The sequence below is a fragment of the Mucilaginibacter agri genome, assembly GCF_009928685.1.
GTDB lineage: Bacteria > Bacteroidota > Bacteroidia > Sphingobacteriales > Sphingobacteriaceae > Mucilaginibacter > Mucilaginibacter agri.
Map to the genome: position 1 here is coordinate 1 of NZ_WWEO01000045.1, position 25173 is coordinate 25173.

The 25173-nt window shown below is 43.3% G+C and carries 24 protein-coding genes; 20 read left to right on the forward strand and 4 right to left on the reverse strand.

Annotation, left to right across the window (positions count from 1 at the left end; all coding sequences use genetic code 11):
• The first annotated feature begins 17 nt into the window (after window positions 1–17).
• Window positions 18–4178, forward strand: a complete 4161-nt coding sequence (locus tag GSY63_RS20125; protein WP_166587656.1) for a beta strand repeat-containing protein — start codon at window positions 18–20, stop codon at window positions 4176–4178.
• A 72-nt stretch (window positions 4179–4250) separates the two neighbouring features.
• Window positions 4251–5174: a PorP/SprF family type IX secretion system membrane protein gene (locus tag GSY63_RS20130; RefSeq protein ID WP_166587657.1), complete on the forward strand. Its 924-nt coding sequence runs from the start codon at window positions 4251–4253 to the stop codon at window positions 5172–5174.
• Between the two features lie 74 nt (window positions 5175–5248).
• On the opposite strand, the gene GSY63_RS20135 is transcribed toward GSY63_RS20130, so the two are convergent.
• The 3 genes from GSY63_RS20135 to msrA form a co-directional block, all read right to left on the reverse strand.
• Window positions 5249–5725 carry a cytochrome P460 family protein gene (locus GSY63_RS20135; protein ID WP_166587658.1) on the reverse strand — a complete coding sequence of 159 codons (477 nt, stop codon included), beginning with the start codon at window positions 5723–5725 and terminating at the stop codon, window positions 5249–5251.
• 5 nt (window positions 5726–5730) lie between these two features.
• On the reverse strand, window positions 5731–6666 hold the full coding sequence (locus GSY63_RS20140) for a heme-binding domain-containing protein (protein WP_166587659.1): 936 nt from the start codon (window positions 6664–6666) through the stop codon (window positions 5731–5733).
• A 214-nt stretch (window positions 6667–6880) separates the two neighbouring features.
• Complete coding sequence (gene msrA / locus GSY63_RS20145) at window positions 6881–7372, reverse strand: peptide-methionine (S)-S-oxide reductase MsrA (RefSeq protein WP_166587660.1); 492 nt, start codon at window positions 7370–7372, stop codon at window positions 6881–6883.
• Window positions 7373–7576: 204 nt separating this feature from the next.
• Between msrA and GSY63_RS20150 the strand changes: the two genes are divergently transcribed.
• Window positions 7577–8242, forward strand: a complete 666-nt coding sequence (locus GSY63_RS20150) for a peptidylprolyl isomerase (protein ID WP_243749291.1) — start codon at window positions 7577–7579, stop codon at window positions 8240–8242.
• Between the two features lie 18 nt (window positions 8243–8260).
• Here the strand turns inward: GSY63_RS20150 and GSY63_RS20155 are convergent, their stop codons facing one another.
• A complete protein-coding gene (locus tag GSY63_RS20155; RefSeq protein WP_166587661.1) occupies window positions 8261–10009 on the reverse strand; it encodes a tetratricopeptide repeat protein in 1749 nt (582 codons plus the stop codon).
• A gap of 372 nt (window positions 10010–10381) precedes the next feature.
• Here GSY63_RS20155 and nusG point away from each other — a divergent pair, with 372 nt between their 5' ends.
• The 17 genes from nusG (at window position 10382) to GSY63_RS20240 (ending at window position 25172) form a co-directional block, all read left to right on the forward strand.
• Window positions 10382–10921: a transcription termination/antitermination protein NusG gene (gene nusG, locus GSY63_RS20160; RefSeq protein WP_166587662.1), complete on the forward strand. Its 540-nt coding sequence runs from the start codon at window positions 10382–10384 to the stop codon at window positions 10919–10921.
• An 82-nt stretch (window positions 10922–11003) separates the two neighbouring features.
• A complete protein-coding gene (locus GSY63_RS20165) occupies window positions 11004–12599 on the forward strand; it encodes a phage tail sheath family protein (protein WP_166587663.1) in 1596 nt (531 codons plus the stop codon).
• Between the two features lie 11 nt (window positions 12600–12610).
• On the forward strand, window positions 12611–13135 hold the full coding sequence (locus GSY63_RS20170; protein ID WP_166587664.1) for a phage tail protein: 525 nt from the start codon (window positions 12611–12613) through the stop codon (window positions 13133–13135).
• 4 nt (window positions 13136–13139) lie between these two features.
• Complete coding sequence (locus GSY63_RS20175) at window positions 13140–13874, forward strand: T4 family baseplate hub assembly chaperone (RefSeq protein WP_166587665.1); 735 nt, start codon at window positions 13140–13142, stop codon at window positions 13872–13874.
• Window positions 13874–14713: a hypothetical protein gene (locus GSY63_RS20180; RefSeq protein WP_166587666.1), complete on the forward strand. Its 840-nt coding sequence runs from the start codon at window positions 13874–13876 to the stop codon at window positions 14711–14713. Before GSY63_RS20175 ends, GSY63_RS20180 begins: the two co-directional genes overlap by 1 nt.
• A complete protein-coding gene (locus GSY63_RS20185; protein WP_166587667.1) occupies window positions 14713–16026 on the forward strand; it encodes a DUF4255 domain-containing protein in 1314 nt (437 codons plus the stop codon). Before GSY63_RS20180 ends, GSY63_RS20185 begins: the two co-directional genes overlap by 1 nt.
• A 14-nt stretch (window positions 16027–16040) precedes the next feature.
• Window positions 16041–18038, forward strand: coding sequence for an ATP-binding protein (locus GSY63_RS20190; RefSeq protein WP_166587668.1), 1998 nt, complete (start codon window positions 16041–16043; stop codon window positions 18036–18038).
• Entirely contained in the window at window positions 18029–18292 is a 264-nt protein-coding gene (locus tag GSY63_RS20195) for a hypothetical protein (protein WP_166587669.1), read from the forward strand. Before GSY63_RS20190 ends, GSY63_RS20195 begins: the two co-directional genes overlap by 10 nt.
• Window positions 18289–19881 carry an eCIS core domain-containing protein gene (locus GSY63_RS20200; RefSeq protein WP_208094617.1) on the forward strand — a complete coding sequence of 531 codons (1593 nt, stop codon included), beginning with the start codon at window positions 18289–18291 and terminating at the stop codon, window positions 19879–19881. The genes GSY63_RS20195 and GSY63_RS20200 overlap by 4 nt, the downstream gene beginning before the upstream one ends.
• A gap of 9 nt (window positions 19882–19890) precedes the next feature.
• Window positions 19891–20430: a hypothetical protein gene (locus GSY63_RS20205; RefSeq protein ID WP_166587670.1), complete on the forward strand. Its 540-nt coding sequence runs from the start codon at window positions 19891–19893 to the stop codon at window positions 20428–20430.
• Between the two features lie 2 nt (window positions 20431–20432).
• Window positions 20433–21479 carry a polyprenyl synthetase family protein gene (locus tag GSY63_RS20210; protein WP_166587671.1) on the forward strand — a complete coding sequence of 349 codons (1047 nt, stop codon included), beginning with the start codon at window positions 20433–20435 and terminating at the stop codon, window positions 21477–21479.
• A gap of 30 nt (window positions 21480–21509) precedes the next feature.
• Complete coding sequence (locus GSY63_RS20215) at window positions 21510–22160, forward strand: hypothetical protein (RefSeq protein WP_208094618.1); 651 nt, start codon at window positions 21510–21512, stop codon at window positions 22158–22160.
• Window positions 22161–22183: 23 nt separating this feature from the next.
• Window positions 22184–22834 (forward strand): hypothetical protein, encoded by a 651-nt coding sequence (locus tag GSY63_RS20220; RefSeq protein ID WP_166587673.1) that lies wholly within the window; start codon window positions 22184–22186, stop codon window positions 22832–22834.
• Complete coding sequence (locus tag GSY63_RS20225; protein ID WP_166587674.1) at window positions 22834–23193, forward strand: LysM peptidoglycan-binding domain-containing protein; 360 nt, start codon at window positions 22834–22836, stop codon at window positions 23191–23193. Before GSY63_RS20220 ends, GSY63_RS20225 begins: the two co-directional genes overlap by 1 nt.
• Window positions 23186–24322 carry a hypothetical protein gene (locus GSY63_RS20230; protein WP_166587675.1) on the forward strand — a complete coding sequence of 379 codons (1137 nt, stop codon included), beginning with the start codon at window positions 23186–23188 and terminating at the stop codon, window positions 24320–24322. The genes GSY63_RS20225 and GSY63_RS20230 overlap by 8 nt, the downstream gene beginning before the upstream one ends.
• Window position 24323: 1 nt before the next feature.
• A complete protein-coding gene (locus GSY63_RS20235; RefSeq protein ID WP_166587676.1) occupies window positions 24324–24845 on the forward strand; it encodes a phage baseplate assembly protein V in 522 nt (173 codons plus the stop codon).
• Window positions 24846–24851: 6 nt separating this feature from the next.
• On the forward strand, window positions 24852–25172 hold the full coding sequence (locus tag GSY63_RS20240; RefSeq protein WP_166587677.1) for a hypothetical protein: 321 nt from the start codon (window positions 24852–24854) through the stop codon (window positions 25170–25172).
• Window position 25173: the final 1 nt, after the last annotated feature.

The following is a 25173-nucleotide window of genomic DNA, read 5'->3' on the forward strand; positions in this document are numbered from 1 at the left end:
GAGATACTCCAATAAGTTTGAATACATTACCAACATTATCAACAACAGCAACCTCAGCCTCATCGGTAGCAGGCAGCCCGTACGCGATTACGGCAAGCGGTGCAGTGAATGCGAATTACACGATCAGCTATGTGGCGGGTAGTTTAACAGTAACCCCGCTAGCAATTACGGTAACCGTTGATGCCCAAAGCAAAATGTACGGCAATGTAGATCCAACATTAACTTATCAAATTACCAGCGGTTCGCTCGTGCCAGGTGATGCCTTCACGGGCACATTGTCAAGAACAGCAGGTGAAAATGTTGGTACTTATAGCATCAACCGAAACACCTTAGCCTTAAATAGTAATTATGCCTTGACTTATACAGCTGCCAACCTAACCATCGTTACAAGAGCAATCGCGGTAACCGCCAACGCCCAAAATAAAAGCTATGGCGATACAGACCCCGCATTAACTTATACCTACACGGGAACTTTAGCGTTTAGCGACACCTTCACAGGTGGACTATCAAGAGTATCGGGCGAAAACGTCGGCACTTACGCAATTAATCAAAACAACCTGGCCTTAAGCAGCAACTATGCTTTGACATATACCGGCGCTAACCTAACCATCGGCACAAGGGCTATTGCGGTAACCGCTGATGCAAAAACTAAAACTTATGGCGATGCCGATCCGACGCTGACTTATCAGGTTACAAGCGGTTCGCTCGTAACCGGCGATAGATTTACAGGAGCAATAACGAGAGCACCGGGAGAAAACGTTGGCACCTATACCATTAACCGAGGCAGCTTGGCATTGAGCAGCAACTATGCGTTAACTTATACCGGCGCAAACCTAACCATTGGCACAAGAGCAATCGCGGTAACTGCTGATGCTAAAACTAAAACCTATGGTGATGCCGATCCGACCTTAACTTACACCTACACGGGCACTCTCGCAACGGGTGATGCCTTTACAGGCGCATTGTCGAGAGCAGCAGGCCAAAATATCGGTACTTATGCTATTAACCAAAACACCTTAGCTTTAAGCAGTAACTACGCATTAACTTATACCGGCGCAAACCTAACCATCAGTACACGAGCCATAACGGTAACTGCCGATGCTAAGTCGAAAACTTATGGTGATGTGGATCCGACGCTGACTTATCAGATCACAAGTGGTTCACTCGTAACGGGCGACGCATTTACAGGAGCACTTTCAAGAGCGCCAGGTGAAAACATCGGTACTTACGCCATCAATCAAAATACTTTGGTATTGAACGGTAACTATGCGTTGACCTATACCGGCGCAAACCTGACCATCGGCACAAGAGCCATAGCGGTAACGGCGGATGCCAAGTCAAAAACCTATGGCGATGCGGATCCGGTATTAACTTATACCTACACCGGAACCTTGGTTACGGGTGATGCCTTCACTGGACTGCTGTCAAGAGCGCCGGGTGAAAACATCGGTACTTATGCGATCAACCAAAATACCTTAGCCCTAAGCAGCAATTATGCGTTAACTTATACAGGAGCAAACCTAACCATCAGTACACGAGCAATTGCGGTAACGGCTGATGCAAAGTCGAAAACTTATGGTGATGCCGATCCGACCTTAACTTACACTTACACGGGCACTCTCGCAACGGGTGATGCCTTTACAGGCGCATTGTCAAGAGCGCCGGGTGAAAACATCGGTACTTATGCGATCAATCAGAACACTTTGGTATTGAACGGTAACTACGCATTGACTTATACCGGCGCTAACCTGACTATCGGCACAAGAGCCATAGCGGTAACTGCCGATGCTAAGTCGAAAACTTATGGTGATGCAGATCCTGCGTTGACTTACACTTATACCGGCACGTTGGCAACGGGCGATGCCTTCACAGGAGGATTATCAAGAGCAGCAGGTGAAAACATCGGCACTTATGCCATCAATCAAAACTCCTTGGCCTTGAACAGCAACTATGCATTAACTTACACCGGTGCCAACCTAACCATCGGTACCAGGGCCATAGCCGTAACCGCGGACGCCAAATCTAAAACCTACGGCGATCCGGATCCTGCGCTGACCTATACTTACACCGGAACCTTGGTGACTGGCGATAGTTTCACAGGGGCGCTTTCGAGAGCAGCAGGTGAGAACATTGGTACTTATGCCATTAATCAAAACACCTTAGCCCTAAGCAGCAACTATGCCCTAACTTATACCGGGTCAAACCTAACCATCGGTACAAGGGCGATAGCTGTAACCGTTGATGCAAAGTCCAAAACTTACGGTGATGCAGATCCGGCGTTGACTTATCAGATCACAAGTGGTTCGCTCGTAACCGGTGACGCATTTACAGGAGCACTTTCAAGAGCAGTAGGTGAAAACATTGGCACTTACGCCATTAATCAAAACACTTTGGCATTGAACAGTAACTATGCGTTAACTTATACCGGCGCAAACCTGACTATCGGTACACGGGCTATAGCGTTAACTGCAGATGCCAAGTCGAAAACTTACGGCGATGTGGATCCAACGCTGACTTATACTTACTCCGGCACGTTGGTAACAGGCGACTCTTTCACAGGTTCACTATCAAGATCGCCAGGCGAAAACATCGGGACATATGCCATCAACCAAAACACGTTGGCACTGAACAGTAACTATGCGTTAACTTATACAGGAGCTAACCTAACCATCGGTACAAGGGCAATTACGGTAACGGCGGATGCCAAGTCGAAAACTTACGGTGACGCGGATCCGGCGTTCACTTATACCTACACCGGAACATTAGTTGCTGGCGATGCATTTACAGGTGTATTGGCAAGGGCGGCAGGGGAAAATATTGGTACTTATGCGATCAACCAAAACACCCTGGCACTAAGCAGTAACTACGCATTGACTTATAAAGGCGCTAACCTTACTATCGGTACAAGAGCCATCGCGGTAACCGCAGCTCCGAAGAATAAAACCTATGGGGATTCAGACCCGGCACTAACTTACACCTATACGGGCACTTTGGCAACGGGCGATTCTTTCACAGGTACGTTATCAAGAACAACAGGGGAGGGCGCTGGTAGTTATGCCATCAACAAAAATACGTTAGCCCTGGGCAGCAATTACACCTTAACTTACACTGGTGCGACCCTCGTTATTAATAAAGCGCCATTGAGTGTAACGGCAGATAACAAGAGCAGATTATTCCTGTTAGCAAATCCGCCGTTAACCTTAACTTACAGTGGCTTTAAATTTAGCGATGCACCAACCAGCCTTACTGCTCAACCAAGTGTAACCACCACGGCGGTGAGGTTATCGCTCCCGGGTGTATATCCGATTACGGTACAGGGCGCGGCAAGCTCAAATTATGATATTACCTATCACAATGGCCAGTTAACGGTTTTACTTGCTACGCGCACTATTGCATTTACAGCGCTACCTCAAAAAACCTATGGTGATCCGGATTTCTCAGCAGGTGCGTCCTTAAACACCGACGAGACCCTGGTATTAACCAGTAGCAACACTAATGTAGCGACAATCGTAAACGGTCAAATACACATCGTGGGGGCCGGTACCACAGTTATAACGGCTGCTGCGCCAGAGAATGGTGGCTACAGTACCACAGATCCGATAAGTCAAATATTGATTGTGGATAAAGCACAGCAGACTATCAGCTTTGCTGCTATACCAAATCTGTACAGCGGTGATTCATACGATCTATCATCGGTGAAATCGAGTGCTGGCTTGCCGGTTACCTTAACAGTTGCCGATCAAACCATTGCATCAATAACCGGTACTAAACTAAATGCACTGGCAATTGGCACAACTGCTGTTACTGCTTCGGCGGCGGGTAATGCCAATTACTATCCGGCCGCGAATGTAACCCAGCCGGTAAAAATACTTGATAAGTTTGGTGCTGAGCTCATTGTGCGGAAAGCATTGTCGCCCAATGGCGACGGTATCAACGACTTCCTGTATATAGAAGGTATCAAAGACCATCCGGTAAATAGTTTCACGGTTATTAACCGCAATGGCGTCAAAATCTTCGAGATTAAAAACTATAATAATGCCGACAAGGTGTTTGTAGGGCGGTCGAGCGTAACCGGCGACCTGCAAACAGCAGGTACTTATTTCTACCTGATAGAGTTGAATGACGGCGGAACGATACATCGTCAAACCGGATACTTCTTACTTAAATATCAGAACTAATAACAAGATTATCAGCTACCCGGAAGCAGTTAACGCTTCCGGGGTAATTAAACCACTAGCACTTAGAAAATCATGAGAAGCTATATTAAACCCGGGATTAAGGTTTTACTGCTTTCGGCCATATGTTTTGTGTTTTCTATATACACCGCATATGCCCAGCAAGATTATACGTACAGCCAGTACATGAATAACCAAACACCATTAAATCCAGCTTATTCTTTACTGGACAAAAATGGTTCGCTAAATGCCCTGCTGCGTAAGCAATGGGTTGGCATTGACGGTGCACCATCTTCGTTTATCTTTAATGGTAATATGCCCATAGAATCAATCAACGGAGCAGCTGGGGCTACTGTAAAAAACGACCAATTCGGTATTGAGCACCTTACTGAAGTAAACGCTTTTTTTGCCAAAAGCATCCAGTTAAGCGAAAAGGCCTTTTTAGGAGTATCATTAAATGCAGGCTTTCGTAACTATGTGGCTAATTATTCGACACTCGATTCAAACGATCCTGCTTTTAGGGATGATGTAAGGCAGAATAAACCGAACCTGGGTTTTGGGGTGATGTTTTATTCGGATAGGTATTTTATAGGTGTTGCTGTTCCCGAATTAACGTTTACATCACTGGGTTCGGCCTCGATACAGGATAATAGTTATTTCCGTAACCACTATAATTTTTCTGGTGCATACTTGATCGATGGGGGAAAAGATGTAAAGGTAAAACCAGCCTTTTTGGCTACATATACTAAAGGGGTACCTTTTATTGCCAATTTCTCTACAACGTTGTATATAAAAAATGTAGTTGGTTTTGGGGCAGATTATCGCACTAATAACGAGATGGCCGGCATAATCAGCTTTATGATGAGTAACTTCCGTTTAGGGTACAGCTATCAGTTCGGTACTGCATCAAACAACATTGGCAGGTTCAATAATTCAACGCATGAGGTAACATTGACCTACCGTTTCGGTCAGCATTTGGAAGATATTAACTTATTATAAGCCTTGAAAATCTAAACAAGAAAAGCAGCCCTTGGCTGCTTTCTTGTTTAGGGAAAGTTCCAAAATAAAGATGCTTATGGCATCACCGATGGACGTAGAATTGAGATGTAATGCAGCCTCGAACTGTTGCCAGTTGTATCGTTATGAGGCTGAAGACTGGCTCCGTCAAAGCGTTGATAAACAAATGAATGATTTTGATCGTTCTGGGTTTTTGCCCATTCTACAGATACCAATTTGCCGGGAATCAGGCCGCCAAACCAATGCGGGTCTTCCTGTTGTTTCCAGGTTACCAATGCTAAAACCTCGCCATTATTTGGCTGTGCTTTCCCGAGCAAAGCATTGCGGGCAGCATCATTACCATATAAGGTAGACATGGTGCCTTGCTTTCTATTAATCATTGAGGTAATAACGAATGGACAAGCCTGCTTGAAATTTAACGATGCAGGTAGGGCCGCTTTGGTATTGATCTGTTGGCCATCTACCACAGGCTGACTGCATGAGGTTATTATATAAAGTAAAGCCAGGCTTAAAATAGGAGCTAATTTTTTCATGGCGCTTAGTGTTTAATAGGTTGGGTAAAAACGTAGTCGGTGTTGGCTTGTGGTCGGTGGCAGTTAACGCACTCCGTTGCAAACATAGCTGTTTTGCCATACGGCACCATTGCAGGTGTTTTAAACCTTGCAAACCCCCAACCCTTTGTGTCGCGGTATTTGTCGGCATCTTTTATCATAAACTCTACCTGTTTAAACTCGCCGGGGGTGATGTTTCCGTCTTTATCCTCCAGCGATGCCCATGCTACTTTGGCAAAGGCGGCGCCGTTTGGCCACGGTTTAATATTGCCTTCTTTAAGGGCCTTAACGGCTATGGCATTACCCAATATTACCCGCATGGTGCCATTGTCGTACCTATCGGTTGTGCTAAGTGCCTGCCAGTTTTTATAGTCGGGCATAAAAGCAATACCATTAAGCGCTACGGGGATATTCTTTAACTGGAGTTTTCCGCTGCTCCATTGGGCAAACTGTTTATCAGCTGCATTTATCTTTGCGGTGTCGGTAAAGGGTTGTTTAACAGTGCTCTTTAAATATGCTTTCAATATCGCAACATCTTCAGCAGAGAGCTTGGCCGAAGGATGGACAGCTGTATAATTGCTAAGCGGCATAGCGCCAGCGTTGATCTGGTTAACGGCTTCCCAAAGTTTGGCTTTTTGGTCAGGTGCGGCCAGTTTATCCCATTCCGAAAAGTTAAGCCCGGCTCTTCCTTCATTAACATCAGCTGCAACCTGCCAGTATGCCGGAGCTATCTGATCGTACCATCGTATGTTGGTTTCGTTCGAATGGCAATCATAGCAAGCCCTTTTCAATATGGCTTTTACATTAGCAGGAGCATTAATGTCGCTTGTAACTGGCTGCTCTTTAATTGCAGGACGGTAAAGCTGCAAACAAAGAAGCACGACAATAAGTATGCAAATCGTTACGGTGATCTTCCTTTTCATTATAGGGGTAAATTGAATTATGGAATTAAAGATAGATTACCTGATAATGTTCAAATAATTAATTTGTTTCCATGCTTCAGAAATTTACACCAACCGTGGTTTTCTCCTCAATTTTATGTGCAATACACTCAAAGGTTAAAAAATGAAAAGGTCTTTAAACAGTGAAAGCCCTTTTTAAGGGCTTTCGAAAAACTTTTTATTCGGCACTGCTTAATTAAGCCAATGTCCAATCAGGTCTTTCAAAATGGCATGTATAACCGTATGGGTTCTTTTGCAAATAATCCTGGTGTTCTTCTTCGGCATTCCAAAAGGGGCCTGCGGGTACTACTTCTGTAACTATTTTGCCAGGCCATACGCCAGATAAATCCATCTCTGTTATTAAGGCATTGGCGGTGTCACGTTGGGTTTCATCTAAATAAAATATCGCCGAACGGTATGACGTGCCTATATCATTTCCTTGCCTGTTCTTTGTGGTAGGATCATGGATCTGGAAGAAATATTCCAATAGTTTACGATATGATAAAATTGAAGGATCAAATACAATCTCTATACCCTCAGCATGTGTTCCATGATTTCGGTACGTTGCGTTTGGCACATCGCCACCTGTATATCCAACCACGGTTGAAATAACTCCCGGTTGTTGTCTGAATAATTCTTCTACACCCCAAAAACAGCCGCCGGCTAAAATCGCCTTTTCTGTACTCATATATTTTTATTTTTATATAGAATAAAGATAGTGTACAAACCGGTATTCAACAATAAAATAGGGTAGCTATGGCGCTAATCTTACATGCAGATGAATGTACCTGTCGCTTATTGATGGTTTTGTTTATCCGGGTGCCGAATGTGCGCTGATTTATATAAATTAGGAAACTAGAAAGGCTTTAACATAACATTTAAATATACTTCGTTGAAAAGAACATTATTACTGCTTACTATAATGCTATGCGTGTGTGCAATTGCATTTGCACAACAAAAAAATCAATATGTAAAATTAGAAACGCCCCAGGGATGGTGCGTGATAAAATTGTATAACGAAACCCCGGTGCACCGCGATAACTTTATCAAACTGGTTAAAAGCCACTATTTTGATGCAACTACCTTTAACCGCATCCTCAAAAACTTTGTTATCCAGGGAGGCGACCCAGATTCGCTATATGAAAAAGGCCGTACTTTAAAGCCCGAACAAAAGTGGATAGCGCCCGAATTTGTGGATAGTTTATATCACCGAAGGGGAGTGGTAGCCATGGGGCGCGATAATAACCCAATAGAATCTTCCTTTACCACCCAGATTTATATTGTGGATGGCAAAACCTATACTGATGAAGAATTGGATGCGATAGAGAAAAAATACAATGTGCATTTAACAGATGCTCAGCGCCAGGCTTACCGCACCGTTGGCGGTATACCCCGCCTCGATCATCATTATACCGTCTTCGGCGATATTGTAAAAGGCATGGATCTCATCGACAAAATTACTGCGGTAAAGGTTGATAAAGCCGGAAATCCCGACACGCCGGTATGGATGAAAATTACCTTGCTTACACCTAAACAAGCAGAGAAAATTTTAAAATAAGCAAACCAATCTGAGCTCTTAAAATACGGGGTTCGCAATGGGCACATCCTTTATTTTCCAGGCACCTTTTAATTGTTGATTAACTTTGGTAAGCTCTTTACTATTGCCGGTATGCTGATATGCCGTTCGTAAACCGGTGAGGGCCCAGCCATTGGCAGGATTAATAGTTAAATCTTTATTTAGCACAGTAATTGCGTCGGTATATTTCCCGGTTTTTAATAGCATTTCACCTAAATAATGTCTTGCAGGTATTGGCCAGTCGCGCGGCTCATTGTAGATCAGGTTATCTTCTGCGACAACAGCTTGCTTTAAAATGCTAATAGCATCGGCATAATGTTTTTGGGTTTCAGCTATCTTCCCTTTAAGAATGAGCTGCGCTACGGTGATGGATTCATAGGCGCTGCTGAAATTATCAATTTTAGCCTTTAGGGATGATGAATCGCGCAGTTTACCACCCAGCATATCCAATTCACTTTGCGCTTTTACCACATCGGCCTTGGCACACCAGGCCAACCCCTTTGCAAAGTTTAATATAGCGCCAGTATAAGCCCCCCCGGTAATAGGTTGACTTTTTAGGATATCATCCCACTTACCAAAACGCGCAGCTGTGAATACCGGTTGCATATAAATATACTGAAAGAAGTTTCCATCTCCGCCTTGCAGCGATAAATAGGGCAAAGGAATAACCGCCCTGAGCGAGTTGGATCCATGATTTGCAATGGCATAATTGCCACCCATCTGCGCGCAGTTAATGCGCAAATGCATATTGTGCATCTGATACAATACAGCGCCCTCGGCAACAGGCTTATAAGCTTTTGTATACGTTTCATATCCTGCTACTGCAACTTCGTTATCTCTGATACCGCGTTGATAATCACCCGTGCGAATGTATATGTGTGAGGGCATGTGCGTTATGTGAGATACCAGGGGCATTAGGGTATCTAAAAAATGCGCGCTGTTTAAAGCAAGCTGAGGTGTTGCCGAAGCTTCAACAGCGTGAATAAAATAGTGATTTGCGCCGGGGTGTTTAGGGTTAAGCACAAGAGCTTCTTTTAATAAGGCGCATATTTGCGGGGTCCATGGTTTTGGGCTAAAATCGTGACCGTAAAGGTCCCAGGGGTGCAATAATAATAGGGCATCGGCGTAAAGGCTAATTACGTCTGCATTCTTTGGGAATTTACTATAAACCAACCGCATGGCATCGGCATAACTGACCCTTAACTGATGTACGCTGATAGTTGTGTCGATGCTGTACCGTTTTTGCATTGCTGTAATTAAGGCATTTTCGAGCGGGGTACATTTGGCTGTAAAGAGGCCACTTCTTAAAGAGGCTGCTTCTGCATCGGCCGGTGGTGCGTATCCATTTGGATAATTAATTGTTGGCCCCATAGCCAGTGACTTGCCATACCATGCCATGGCACATTCAGGGTCAAAATGGGTTGCTTTCTCGAAGGAAGCGATAGCTTCGATAGTATGAAAGGCATAGTACAAACTCAAGCCCTGATTAAAGTAGTATTGCGTACTATCTGAATTGGTAGTGATCTTAAAACTGTAGTTTCCCCAACCTTTTAACGCCGGGATATCCGGAATGGCCTCGTCGGGGTTAAAAGCTACGCCGCATAAGGCTACCGATCGGCTGCCGCTTTTAAATGGTGACTGAGCTGCCAGTGGCGACGATTTTCTTTTATAGTGATAGTAAAAGGATTGCGCCACGAAAAATACAATCAGCAATAAAAAGCTGACCATTACTGTACTTTTTAATTTCATTGCCGGTAAACCTTAGTTATGACTTATTGCAAATTAATGTTTTTGAAGGATTATTAGGAGGTAATGCTTTGATAATAAAAATTTTACCATTAGTGTTAGATCAATCCGAGGCTATTTTTTTGACGACCTTAAAAAAAAATGTCGAAATATTTGTTTTGTAATATGATTTTGATAATTTAGCAATAGTTAATTCCGGCGCGGAATTAAACCTTTTATTTGCCTACTACTTAAATTTTCAGTTCCCCCGTATTATTTATTTAGTCCACTGCAGGTACGTTGCAGTAGCGATAGCTCTAATTACGCCTCCCAATTTCACACTTAATACCTTTTTACAATCAGTCCTTTTTTGTGTAATCCTAAACTGTTTCACTTATGTGTGCCGTTAAAGTTGGTTGGTATTTAATTTACACCAGGCCCCGCCACGAAAAAAAGGTAGCGGAGTACTTGAAAATTCTGAACTTAGAATATTTTTTACCCACCGTAAGAACGTTGAAAGTGTGGGCTAGCAAAAAAAAATATGTAAATCTTCCTCTTTTTCCCTCTTATATTTTTATAAAACTCCAAGGCGTTGAGGATTATATAGAAACTACTCATCTGCCCGGTGTATTATATTATATAAGAACCGATAACCAGATTGCCGAGATCAGCGAAAGCATTGTTTCTAAACTAAAAGCCCTTTCCTCCAAAAAGCTTAATGAGGATTTCGAAGTGTCGTCAGAAAATTTTGATCAGGGCATGATCGCAGATATAGATTCGGGGCCCCTCAAAGGCTTTCCATGCGAAGTGATTCAATACAAGGGAAAATATCAGATGCTTGTGCGGGTTGAACTGCTGCAGAGAAATATCATCGTCGACCTTCCGTCATACTGCTTAACGCCGGTTAAAGCTAGCAGGCTGGTGGCTAACTATTAAAACTTATAACTAAATCAGTTACCAACTTAGGTAATCTTAATTATAAAAGTTTTCCAATTATTAACCCATAAAATTTCAAAATATGCCAGTACAACCATCTTATCCAGGGGTTTATATTGAAGAAATTCCTAGTGATGTACACACAATTACGGGCGCTGCAACTTCTATTACCGCTTTTATTGGACGAGCGCTTCGTGGCGATTTGAACAGCGCGATAACCATAACGAGTTTTTCCGATTTTCAGACACTGTTTGGAGGCGTTTGGGCAGACAGCATGATGAGCTATGCGGTGAAAGACTTTTACTTAAACGGCGGCTCGAAAGCTGTTATAGTCAGGATAGCAAAAAACGCTACAAAATCTAATATAAAAGTGCTGGTTGACGGAGGCGCGCCCGGAGCATTTTTTACACTGGAAGCCGCCAGTGAAGGCAGTTGGGGCGATAACCTAAAAATCTCGATCAATTATAAAACTAAAGATCCGACAGATAGTTCGCTTTTTAATTTATTAGTTGCGGAAGCTGTAGATGGTGGTTCGACAGAAAAGTTTTTAAACGTATCTGTAAATTCCAACGATCCCAGGTACCTTCCCCGTGTATTAAATCAAAGTTCTATGTTGGTGAGGGTTAAGGGCACAATGTCAACCTTCCGGCCAAAGTCAACACTCGTAGCGGTATTAACAAGTCCACCCTCAAGTCCACCGGATATGGTTGATAATCCGATATCGGTTTCGGTAAAAGGATCAGACGGTGTAGACGTTGGTGCATCAGAATACCAGGGAGAAGAAAAATCAAAAACAGGTATTTACGCTTTGGAAAACGAAGACTTTAATATTTTATGTATACCACCACCATCGAGAGATGCAGATACGGATCCGGACGTATATAGTGATGCCCTGGCATTGTGTGTGGCAAGCAGAGCGATGCTTTTAGTTGATGCACCAACAACCTGGGGCGATGTTCAGGCGCCTGTACTGGCAGTAAACAACGCTATTAACGGCTTGGGCGATTTAGATCTAACAGGCCCCGCAACACGAAATGCGGCGTTATTTTTCCCAAGGGTATTGCAGTCAGATCCTATGCGCGATGGACAAATAGAAACTTTTGCGCCATGTGGTATGATTGCCGGTATTATGGCCCGAACAGATACCGCCAGGGGGGTATGGAAATCTCCGGCTGGTATTGATGCTACGCTGAATGGCATAAGAGGCTTGCAAATTAATCTTTCCGATGATCAGAATGGCCAGCTAAACCCATTGGGTATCAATTGCCTGCGGTCTTTTCCGGTTGTTGGGCAGGTAGTTTGGGGAACACGCACACTACGGGGTGCCGATGAATTAGCCGACGAGTACAAATACATAGCGGTACGCCGCACGGCATTGTTTATTGAAGAAAGCCTGTATAGAGGCACCAAATGGGTAGTTTTTGAACCTAATGACGAACCATTGTGGGCGCAGATACGGCTTAATATCGGTGCTTTTATGCAAAATCTTTTCAGGCAGGGGGCGTTTCAGGGTAAAACACCTAAAGAGGCTTACCTGGTAAAATGCGACAGTGAAACTACTTCGCAAAATGATATCAATTCGGGGATAGTAAATATACTGGTAGGCTTTGCACCTTTAAAACCTGCCGAATTTGTGATCTTAAAAATTCAGCAATTAGCTGGTCAAATCGATTCATAAAAAAATAAATTATGGCACAGTTTACAGTTAACCCAACAAGGTTTGATCCGTACAAAAACTTCAAATTCAGAGTAAAATGGGATGGCAGGTACGTTGCGGGCATAAGCAAAGCCGGGGCATTAAAAAAAACCACCGAAGTTGTTGAATTTAGAGAAGGTGGCGACCCAAGTACAGGCCGTAAATCGCCTGGCCGTACCAAATACGAGGCTATTACACTCGAACGTGGTATAACGCACGACACAGAGTTTGAGAAATGGGCCAACAAAGTATGGAATTTTGGCTCTGGGCTTGGTGCTGAAGTTTCCCTCAAAGACTTCCGGAAAGATATCATCCTCGAACTTTATAACGAGGCAGGACAGCTTGCAATAGCCTATAAAATATATCGCTGCTGGATTTCCGAGTTTCAGGCCATGGCAGATTTGGATGCCAACGCAAATGCAGTTGCCATACAGCATATAAAATTAGAAAACGAAGGCTGGGAACGTGATTACGAAGTAATGGAACCTGCAGAGCCATCGTTTACTGAACCGCAATAATTGCATGAAGCCTTTAGATGCAACCGAACTATTTCAGCTTTGGGACGAGGTTTTGCACGATGGCCTGTTGGATAAGAGCATGAGGTTATTAGGTAAAGCCTGTTCATTTGAAAACAGTGTGGAGCTTGGCAGGCTGAGCATTGGCGAAAGAGACGCCCGGTTGTTGCAGCTGAGGGAATGGATGTTTGGTTACAGCCTAAAAAACATGGTAACCTGCCCTAAATGCAATGAAGTTGTGGAATGGGAAATGGATACGCATGATATGCATTTGCAGAAAATACCCGCCGATCTATCCGTTAAAACTTTCTACCTCGTAAAAGATCAGTTTAAAATACAATTCAGGCTTCCCGATTCTTTCGATGTATCTAAAATTATTTCAGAAAATTCGGCTGATCCAGATAGCCTGATCACCAACTGTATTGTTGGTGTTGCAAATGAGAATGGGGAAGAAATCCCTAAAGACCAATTATCCGGCGAGATAATCCAAGCCCTTGATAAACGAATGAGTGAAGAAGATCCTCAAGCCGATATACGTATAGAGATCCATTGCCCGGCGTGCAGCCATAACTGGGAATCAGTGTTTGATATCATGAGTTTTCTTTGGGCCGAAATTGATAGCTGGGCCAAACGGATGATGCAGGAAATTTGCCTCCTGGCAAAATCATTTGGATGGTCCGAAAAGGATATTCTTAACATGAGCCCTCACAGGCGCAGGTTGTACATCGAAATGCTTACTTAATGAAAGGCTTTGCCAGCAATTTAATTGCGCGTCATATTTCTCCCGCTAATAAAGTTACACCCCGGTTGGCTTCGCGGTTTGAGAATTATATCAGTGTTCCTCAAGATTTGCAAGAACATAATGATGGATACAAAGAAAAGACTTTAGCCAATGATGCTGCTTCTCCTGATATAAAGCCTAAAATCCAGCCATTCCCTTTAATAGAAAAAACTGATGATCCCATCAAAGTTGATTTTTCAATAAACAACGTTGGTAGAGAAACTACAGAGAAACCTGAAGATACTTCTGGACGAACAAAGAAAGCACCCATTCAGGATAGCCAGAATATCGGTACCAATTTTACAGCAGCCAATAAACTTAAGCCTAAATCAATTCCCTTGCAAACAGAAAAACAAACTGTTGTTCAACAAAAGGCCTTAAGTACATTAATCACAGACAGTAACGCTAACACGCGGATAATGCCACAGTTACTCAAACCAGATAACTTTATTGCACCATCAGAAAGCGGCGGGTTTCAAAAATCGCTTTTGACGTCCGAATCACCGCGTGTTACAAGTCCGCGGACGACGTTTGAAAGAAAGAATATAGAAGAGGAAAGTTTAATAAAACCCTCAAACGCAGAAAATAAATCGCCCCTTCCGTTTAAAAATCAAAAATCGCCTTACTCATCGGGGTTAGCTGAACCGGTTAACCACACCATTATTAAAGTAAACATTGGTAGAATAGAGATACAAGCCATAAACGAACCTTCATCAAATGTGGTTGCTATGAAAAATAATGCCACAAGCAGTCCGAAGACATCATTGGATGATTATTTAAAAAAGAGAAACGGCAAGTAATGAGTACCGCTTTACGCATTGCATCGGTTACCTACGTACTTAAAGATTTGTTAAATAACGGATTGATAAATCATGACGTTACTGGCGCTGTTGGTGAAACCATTACCGTTACGGCCTGGCCCCCGGATAAGATTAAAGCCGAGGATGAAATTACCCAATTGAACTTATTCATGTATCAGGCAACCTTCAATAGCGGATGGCAAAACGTGGCGCAACCCTCGCTTAACAGCAAAGGCGACCGTATTACCAACCCCAAATTAGCATTGGACTTGCATTACCTGCTAACCGCCTATGGTACCACCGAATTACATACCGAAATTTTGTTAGGGTACGGCATGCAATTGATGCACGAAAACCCCGTACTAGGGCGCGATGCTATCCGTACTTCCCTGGCGCCACCCACAGCAGTACCGGGAACAGGATTAACAAGTGCACTTAAATTATTATCCACCTCGGGGTTGGCCGATCAAGCCGAAATGATAAAGATCAGTCCCGAGATTTTAAGCATAGAAGATATATCAAAACTTTGGGCTGCTTTTGGTACAAGATATCGGCCTACGGCAGCATACAAAGCCACGGTGGTGCTCATAGAAAGTAGTAAATCAACCAAATCTGCGCTGCCGGTAAAAGGGCGCAACATATATGTATCACCTTTTAAAATACCCGTTATTGAACAGGTGCTATCACAGGCAGCGATAAATCAGCCCATTGTTGAAAATCAGAAGATATTACCGGGTTATATACTGGTGTTAAATGGCAGTAATTTTAGCAGTGAGATAGTTGACGTGAAAATTGATGGCGAATCCTTACCCGTCTCATCCAATTTGGTGGTTGCTGAAACCCAGATTACCTTCAAACTACCTAATGGCCTTAATGCTGGTGTACACGAAATGCAAATTGTTCATCCGGCGCTTATAGGTAGCCCCCCTGCGGCACATGCAGGTGTATCTTCTGCTGCCGAAGTTTTTTCATTATCGCCTGTAATTACCAATACTCAGGTTATTGGCGTAACTGGTGCGGGTGATGCGCCAAGATCGGCCACCGTTAAATTTAAAATTAACCCACCAGTTAGTAACGGGCAAAGTCTGATCTTACTAATGAATCAAAGTGACGGGACAGGTCATTCATACAGTTTTCCGCTCATAAAGCCAGATTTACTAAGTCCACCGGAATTTATAGAAAATATAGCGATTGATATAAGCGGAGTAAAAAGCGGAAATTATCTATTACGTGTAATGGTTGACGGGGCGGAAAGCCAGTTAAATAATAATTCGGCCGGGCAGTACGTGTCGCCGGCTGTACACATACCATGATGGCATCAAATAATATGGATTGGAGTTCAGAAAACCAGGCTTACCTCATGAAACTTATTAGTATGATAAGGCAGCAACTGGAATGGTTCTATCAATTTCATGTTAAAAAAAATAAAAAGGCGACACCGCCTGATAGCGCAATAGTTGAAAAAAAATTAAAGGAGATAGCCGGAAAAATGGATAGCCCGCCAGCGATAGAGAAATTGGTGCAAAGGTTAGGTTTATCGGCGTTTGAAAGGGATATACTGGTGTTATGCGCCGCCCTCGAGCTCGACCCGGGATTTACAGATGTTCTTGCCTCTGTCCATAATGACGGTTCCTTAACACAACCTTCTTTCAGTACTGCGCTCGCGGTTTTAAAAGATGCACATTGGAGTGCAATTTCGCCAGCAAATCCTTTACGTTACTGGCAGCTTATAGAGATAAATAACGCACCGCTAATTACCAAAAGTTCTTTAAAAATTAATGATCATATCTTGTACTACTTAACCGGAGTTCAATACCTGCACCCCAAATTAAGAGAAATTGCGGAGCCTATTTATACCGACGGTTTATTGGCACCTTCCCAAATGCAGCTGGCCGAGGAGATTATTAAACTTTGTACTGACAAAAATGAAAGCGCACAGCTACCATATATCCAGTTTTCCGGAATTGATAACGCTGATAAAGCCTCGGTGGCATCTTATGTGAGCACAAAACTTAAACTCGGGCTTTTTGGTATTTCTGCTTATGATGTTCCGATGAATGTTACTGAGGCTGCTGAACTGGCATGCTTATGGAATAGAGAAGCCGCTTTGAATGATTACGCACTGTTTATTGATTGCAGCGATATAGACAGCAACGATAAAAACAGAACTTACGCTTTAAAGAGCTTTATCAGGGCATTGCGCGGCCTGGTTATCATAAATACGCATGAGCTGACATTAAACTTAAAACAGCCAACGGTCGTCTTCGATATAAAAAAACCATCTTCAACAGAGCAGTTATCGCTTTGGAAAGAAATGTCAGGAGCCAATGGTAATAGCGAAGCTTTACAACTCAATAAATTGGTATCCCAATTTAACCTCAGCGCCGATGCGATCCACAAGGCAGCAACCGAAATATTTTCAAACGATTTAAAAAATCAGGTGCACAATGAAGCTTACCAGGATGTTATTCAGAAAAAGCTTTGGAAAACCTGCTGCAACTATACCCGCCCACACCTGGACGAGTTGGTAGAACGCATAACACCGGTTGCAAGCTGGGATGATATTGTATTGCCCGACCCTCAAAAAAATATACTTCGTGATATTGCGGTGCAAGTAAAACAGCGTAGTAAGGTGTATGGAGATTGGGGTTTCGAAAACAAAGGTTTGCGGGGTTTAGGCATCAGCGCCTTATTTGCCGGTGAAAGTGGAACAGGCAAAACGATGGCATCAGAAGTATTAGCTAATGAATTACAGCTCGACCTTTATAAGATAGACTTAAGCAAGGTTGTGAATAAATACATCGGCGAAACAGAAAAGAATCTTAAACGCATTTTCGATGCGGCTGATGATGGGGGCGCCATACTGTTATTTGATGAAGCAGATGCCTTGTTCGGAAAACGCAGTGAGGTAAAAGATAGCCATGATCGCTATAGCAATATCGAAGTAAGCTATTTATTGCAAAGGATGGAAAGCTACCGTGGGCTGGCCATTTTAACCACAAATATGAAAAATGCTTTAGACAAGGCATTTATGCGCCGCATTAGATTTGTAGTTCAGTTTCCTTTTCCGGATGCTGTGCAGCGGGCCGAGATATGGAAGAAAATATTTCCGCAAAATACACCTCAAAAAGATCTGAGTACAGAAAAGCTCGCTTTGTTGAATTTACCGGGCGGCAGTATCAGAAATGTAGCATTGAATGCAGCTTTTTACGCGGCTCATGAAAACAGTGGGATCAGTATGCAGCATATTACCAAAGCAGCAAAAGCCGAGTATGATAAACTAGAGAAACCGTTAACAAGCATGGAAATTAAGGGATGGCAATAAATCAAACCATAGAACTGCATATCGAAAAGTTGGTTTTAAAAGGTTTTCCGCCCAGCCAGCGCCAGCATATTCAGGCAGCGGTGCAAGCCGAGCTCACAAGGTTGTTCACGGAAAAAGGAGTTCCGTCTTCGTTTTCAACAGGCAAGAATATTCGATACATAAATGGCGGGGCATTTAACTCAAAGCAAGGAGAAAAGGGTGAAACCACAGGCAATAGCATAGCCCGGTCTCTTTATAAGAATTTAGCAAAATGAAAACCGTAAGTTCTAAAACCGGAGAGAAAAAATCACAGCAAACCTCGCAACCTTCCCGCAAAACGAAAGGGGAGGATGCGCTGTCTCAAAAACCTCAAGCCGAGAGTGAGCGGGAGTCGCAGCAAAATATTATGCACAGTTTTGGTAAAATTAATGTGCATGCAAACGCTGCGCGTAATCCGATCCAGCCTAAATTAATGGTCAATCATGGCGATGATGAGTATGAACATGAGGCCAATTCTGTAGCCAGCGATGTGGTTGGTATGTCAATGCCGGCGCCCGATGGCATTTCAGCGCACAATAATAATGTATCCGGCAAAGCAGGGCAGGGTGGTGCTGCACTTCAACGTAAAGAAAGCGCAAGTAGCCCTGTAACTACTGCCCCTCCATTAGTTGGAGATGTGTTAAGATCATCATCGGGCAAACCACTGACTAAGCAGGCTAGCTCGTTTATGGAACCCCGTTTTGGGTACGATTTTAGTAAAGTAAGAATCCACGATAATGGTAAGGCTGCAGAAAGCGCCGCCTCCGTTAATGCGTTTGCCTATACATCTGGTAATAATATAGTTTTTAATAAGGGCTACTACAGGCCCGAAACAAGCCAGGGGAAGTGGCTGCTTGCGCACGAGCTAACACACGTAGTACAGCAAGGGAAAGCTAATAAGTTAAATGATAAATCGTCAGCTAACAAAACCTCAACTGACGATCGGACTTCCAGTCAGCCACAGGAGCGGTTATCGATGATCCAAAATAACTATAAGGATAACAGCTCGATGTTTCGACGGGATATCAGCAATTTCTCACAAAAAAATCCTGCAGATAAGATCGAAGAAAAGCAACAAATGATGTTGAAAAAGCCAGGTAGCCAAAAGATAACGAGGCAAGATAATTCCAGAAATTTAAGGAGATGCGCCGGCGGTGGCGGTTTTTCTCCGGACACAACTACTAAAACTAAAACCTTAAAAAACACTTTCGGCGATTTTAAAGTTGAACATGGTCTTACCAAATTACCTGCCGCCGAACTTGGAGAATACTACATCAGAATTGACATGACCCCAAACGCAAAAACAGGCAAAAGTAAGATCGGGTTCTTACAAAGTGTTCGCAGGGGAACCAGTACCGGAAATTGGTCTACCAAAGCCGGAGACAGCGGCATGGATGCCGATAGGGCAGCGAGAGCTACAAAAGACGGGTACAGAGTAGACCGTGCAGACCCGTCGGTTGATAAAACACCTTTGTACGGGATGAAAAAAAATGCCGCCGGTAATGTAGTGAGCCGAGGCAATGCCGATACGGGCAGTTTTGGCGGAAGTAATCCGTGGATGTACGATAAGGTCGGTGTAATTGATCCAAGCGTTTTACAGTTTTCATCATCAGCAATTGATGTTGCTACGGGCGCATCGTATGGAGCCATTGGGTGGGGGTTCGAATATGATTCTTCACGGAAATTTTATAAAGAAGAAGATCCTACGTTACTATCTAAAGGCGATGCAAGGCTTAAAGGACGCGATGATGCTATTACTAAGTGGAATTCTGCAGTTGCCACATCAGGCAGCGGTATTGATGCAGCGCCGGCAGTAACCGATTAACTTTACGAAATGGAAAATATATCAGATCTGCGCCGGGCACTGCAAAAATGTATAAACGATAGCAGGGCACATTATTCGATAGAGGGACTTAGTGAAAGCGGAAAAATACGGGAAATGGTTAAGCAAATAGATTCTCCTTTCTGGAAAGAACTTGAACCTTTGGAAAACTTTTTTGTGTTCGAGATCAGTCCGGCAGTTAGGGAGAAAGCTCCCGCTCCAGTAGTTGTATCGGCGTATTGTACAGCGCTTCGCGAACTCACTACAGATTGGTGGGGTTTACCTGCCGGTACACCTACACAATCCTCGCTTAACCTGATGGCCCAACCCGAAATACAAAAGGGGCTGGCCAAACTGCTAACTGATAAAACAAGCCTGCATTATGTTGATGGGGAAGCTCGCTCGTATAGCGAAATATACCACTTTGAAGTGAGCGATTTAGCAGCAGGGTTTTTAATAAAAATGTCGGGCGGTACTTATGACGCATATGGAGATGTGCAGGAAAGGGAAAAAGTTAAAAATCAACTTAAAGAAAAGTTTGTAAATAACTGATTATGGAATGGTTTGATAACTCGTTAATCCTGGTAAAAAATAAGCTTTATGAGGCCGTACCAAATAACTGGGGTGAGATGCATATTATTGCTCAAAACTATTTTAAAAGAGATGTTATTCCCGAACTCCTTGTTCCGATTACCTGTTGTAAAGCAGTAGGCGGAAACCCTGAAGAGGTCCCTCATGTTTTTTCGGCCATAGCAGCAGCGTCAATAAGTGCCCGTATTTTGGATGACATACAAGATCAGGACAAGTCAGACGCTGTGCATCTAAAAGTAGGGGTAGCCAGAGCGGTAAACTACGTAGATACTTTCAGAACATTAGCCTTTAAACTAATAGGCCAGATGTTTCAAATCACAAACAAATCTCAACAGATATACAACCTTTTTATTGAGTCGTACTTCGATGTCTTAAAGGCGCAGGAAAATGAATTAAAAGGTAATTACAGCAATTGGCTGGAAGCAATGAAAACCAGCGAAATGAAATCGGGGTACGTTTACGGAGCGATTAGCTATTTGGGGGCTTCTATCGGTACTGATAATGAGGATTATATTAAAGCTTGTAAAAAATATGGGTATCATTTCGGCATAGCTGTACAGTTATTTAACGATATGGATGGTATATGGAATACAGACGAAAGCTCAGACTTAGATCAGAATAAGGTAACGCTACCATTGTTGTACGGGTTAAACTGCGATCATGAATGGAAGGAGGAGCTAAGTAATATCGTAAAACAGAATACAATTGCTGCCAATAAAGAGCGGATTAAAGAGATACTCGATCATATAGATACAAAGAGATATTTAGTTTGGGCTGCCCTGCAAGAAAGGGATAAAGCGTTAAACGCAATCTCCATTTTAGAGAACAATAGCGGAGTTGAAGTATTGGAAGCCCACTTTACAGGCATGTTTGGAGATATTGATGATTTAATGAATGGATACGAGCTTGATAACCACAACCCTCTGACGGAAACTTCGAATGCTGATACAGATAACTCATATCGATCTGAGGCACTGAATATCAGATCTAAATTGTCCGAAAAATTTTAGCCACTTATGCTTGAGAATGAAGTAAGCAACATGGAAAATCTCACAAGCTCGTTTGAACAACAGGTAGAGCAGGGGAATTTGTTTTTGCATACATCGCTCAGCCAGCAGTCTGCCCGTATTAATGAGATAGAATCTTTCTTATATGCGGTTATAGATATTTTGATAAAAAAAGGAGTGGCAGTGCCTGAGTTACTTTCGGAAAGCGTGTTAAAAATAAGGCAGGAAATAAGAGAGAAAGAGGAAGAGAACTTCCTGGATATTTCTCTGCGGGCAGATTTTGGGGAAGAGGATAGAGAGTTTGTGCCTGTTAATTGCTCCGAAAGATTGCCCATTTGTAAGGCGGTTTGCTGTAAACTCGATTTTGCTTTAAATGCCGAAGAAATTGAATCGGGAAAAATAAAATGGGAATTAGGAAGGCCGTACTTCATAAGGCACGAACCTAAAAGCTGCTATTGCTGCCACATTAACCAGGAAAGTAAAGCATGCAACGTGTATGATCACAGGCCTTCGGTATGTAAAAAGTATAGTTGCGCAAATGACCACCGTATATGGAAAGACTTCGACAAGATGGAGCTAAATGACGAATGGCTTAATGAGAACATCAAAGAGCGGAAAATTAAATTCACTGGTGCGGCTATATTTAACTACCATAGTGTTGCCGGAGATAAAATTGATAAGTGATTAAACCTTTGTAAGTCAATTATATGCAGTCATTCCCAAACTCTCCTCATATTGTTAAAGGTGGTATCGTTCTGATAGACCCCGACTCGTCGGCTATTAAGAGGATTATTACTCTACAATATAATCCCGATACGCTTACCAGAAGTTTACAGGTGAAAGGTGTTGGCGGAGATGGTGGTAATAGATCAGAGGCATTACGACTTACCGGTCCGCCGGTGGAAACAATAAAGCTCGAAGCAGAAATTGATGCAACAGATCAAATGGAGATGGGAGATACGCTTACAGCTAATGTAGGGATTCAGCCACAGTTATCGGTGCTGGAGACAATCGTTTACCCAACAAGCGATCACTTGATTTTTAACAACAGCATGTCGCAATCGGGCTCACTTGAAATAGTGCCTATGGAAACTGATCTTACCTTATTTATCTGGAATAAAAACCGCATTATCCCTGTACGCATTGCTGAGTTTAGCATTATAGAAGAAGCTTTTGACACCAATTTAAATCCCATACGTGCAAAGGTAACTCTCAACATGCGGGTGTTAAGTGTTGATGATCTGGATTTCGCGCACAAAGGCGGTGCTTTATTTATGAGCTATCAACAAAATAAAGAAAAGTTAGCAGGCATGTTCAGAGGGGGGAACCTTGGCGATTTAGGCATAAATTCAATCTGATGACAGACATTTCAAAACTTTTGCAACAGGCAGGTGTAAACCCGGGTTCGTTTCCGTTTACCAGCCGGTATAAAGACATAGAAGTAACTTCTATACCCGGCGCCGACGAAGTACCTATCGTTTATTTGCGCCGTCGGTTTGTGCCGCAGGCAGATAGTTTTTCCCTTTTGCAGATACATACGGTAAAAGACGGAGACCGCCTGGATAATATTGCCAGTCAATATCTCGGTGACCCTGAAAAATTTTGGCAAATATGTGATGCCAATAATGTACTGCACCCGGGCGAACTCACCGAAACACTTGGCACACAAATTAAAATAACATTACCGGCGGGTATTCCGGGTTATAATAATGCTTAAAGGCGTATACATTTCTTTAATGATTGGGCCTGCTATACCTGTAGTTGCGCCAAAGGTTGTTATAGATTCATTAAGCGCTATTCAGGTTACCAATAGCAAAGATCGTAATGGATTTCAGCTTACCTTTAATTTGGCCAAAAATTCACCGCTGTTGGTAAGCATGCTTCCGGGTGGTTTTTTTGATCCAATCGTTACAAGGGTAATTATAGTTGTAACCATTAACGGAACGCCAAATGTACTGATGGATGGTTTTATAACCAGCCAGGATTTAGCACCGGCAAATGAACCGGGACGATCAAACCTCACAGTCACCGGCGAAGATGTGAGCCTGGCGATGGACCTGGTTCAGATAATAGCACCATTCCCGGCAATGCCCGATGTAGCTAAGATATATTTACTGCTTGCTCCATTTGCATTTTTGGGCGTTGTTCCGCTGGTTATTCCGCCGGAGATTTCGCCTATAAGAACACCTACAGAAGGGTGGGACAGCATAGTAAGGCAAACCAACAGGCAATGCCTCAAAGATCTGGCTGCCAATTGCGGTTATATCTTTTACATTCAACCGGGGCCGGTACCGGGTCAAAGTATTGCATATTTTGGGCCTGATGTAAATTTACCAATAGTTCAACCAGCATTATCCATAAATATGGATGCGCATTCAAATGTCGAATCACTGAGCTTCTCGTTAAATGGACTAGCCAAAAAAATAAGGATCTACACCATATTTGATCCTATTACAGAAAAAATAACCGTACCTATACCTGTACCCAACTTTAATGTTTTAAAACCACCGCTGGGCGCCCGACCTCAGCCAATTTTACAAACAGAGTTTGCCGATAGTTTCAGCAAGTTTTCTCCGGCACTGGCGGCACAAAAGGTTATAGGAGATGCAATTAACAGCGACCTGAATCCACCCGGTATAACCGGAAATGGCTCATTTGATATTTTACGTTACAACCGCATTTTACAAGCCAGAATGATGATAGGGGTACGTGGTGCGGGCCTGGCTTACGATGGATTATATTATGTTGATAGCGTAACACACAATATAAAACCAGGCGAGTATAAGCAGAATTTTACGCTGTCGCGCGATGGTTTAATTTCAAATACACCAGCATTACCAGTATAGTATGAACGAAGGCAAATATTATGGAAAGTACAGGGGCACGGTAATTAACAATATCGATCCCGAGATGCGCGGACGGCTAATGGTAATGGTGCCGGATGTAATGGACTTGATCCCGTCTACCTGGGCAGAGGCTTGTGTCCCCCTTGCCGGACCAACCGGGCCGCCTATGGGGGCGTATTTGGTGCCGCCAATTGGAGCTGGTGTTTGGGTAGAGTTTGAGAGCGGCGATCCGAATTATCCTGTTTGGGTTGGTTGCAGGTGGGGGAGCCCTTCGGACGTTCCGCCATTGGCAAAGGCGGGGTTACCGGTATCTCCAAGTATTGTGTTTCAATCATTGGGGCAAAACTCGCTTGTTATTAGCGACTTGCCAGGGCCAACCGGCGGCATTATGTTAAAAAGCCTTACTGGCGCTTCTATCATAGTAAATGATACTGGTATTTATATTCAAAATGGCAAAGGCGCGAGTATTACTATGCTCGGGCCATCAGTAGATATTAATAATGGAGCGCTAACCATAATATAGTTAACGATGCCTGGATTTTTGTTGCATTTAGGGGCTACAGTTTTATGCGCACATGGTGGTCAGGCACAACCAACATCGCCAAACTCGCGCGTGCTGGTAAGCGGGCAACCAATTGTACAGCAGCCTATGCCGTATACTATTGCGGGTTGCCCTTTTGTAAGCGGCACAAATCCCTTGCCTTGCGTTACAGCCCAATGGGTTACGGGTGCTACGCGGATACTGGCTACAGGTATGCCGGTTTTGTTATTGGATAGTCAGGCTATATGTGTACCCAACGGTACACCATTAACAATAGTTGTTACACAAACAAGAGTAACGGGCACTTAAA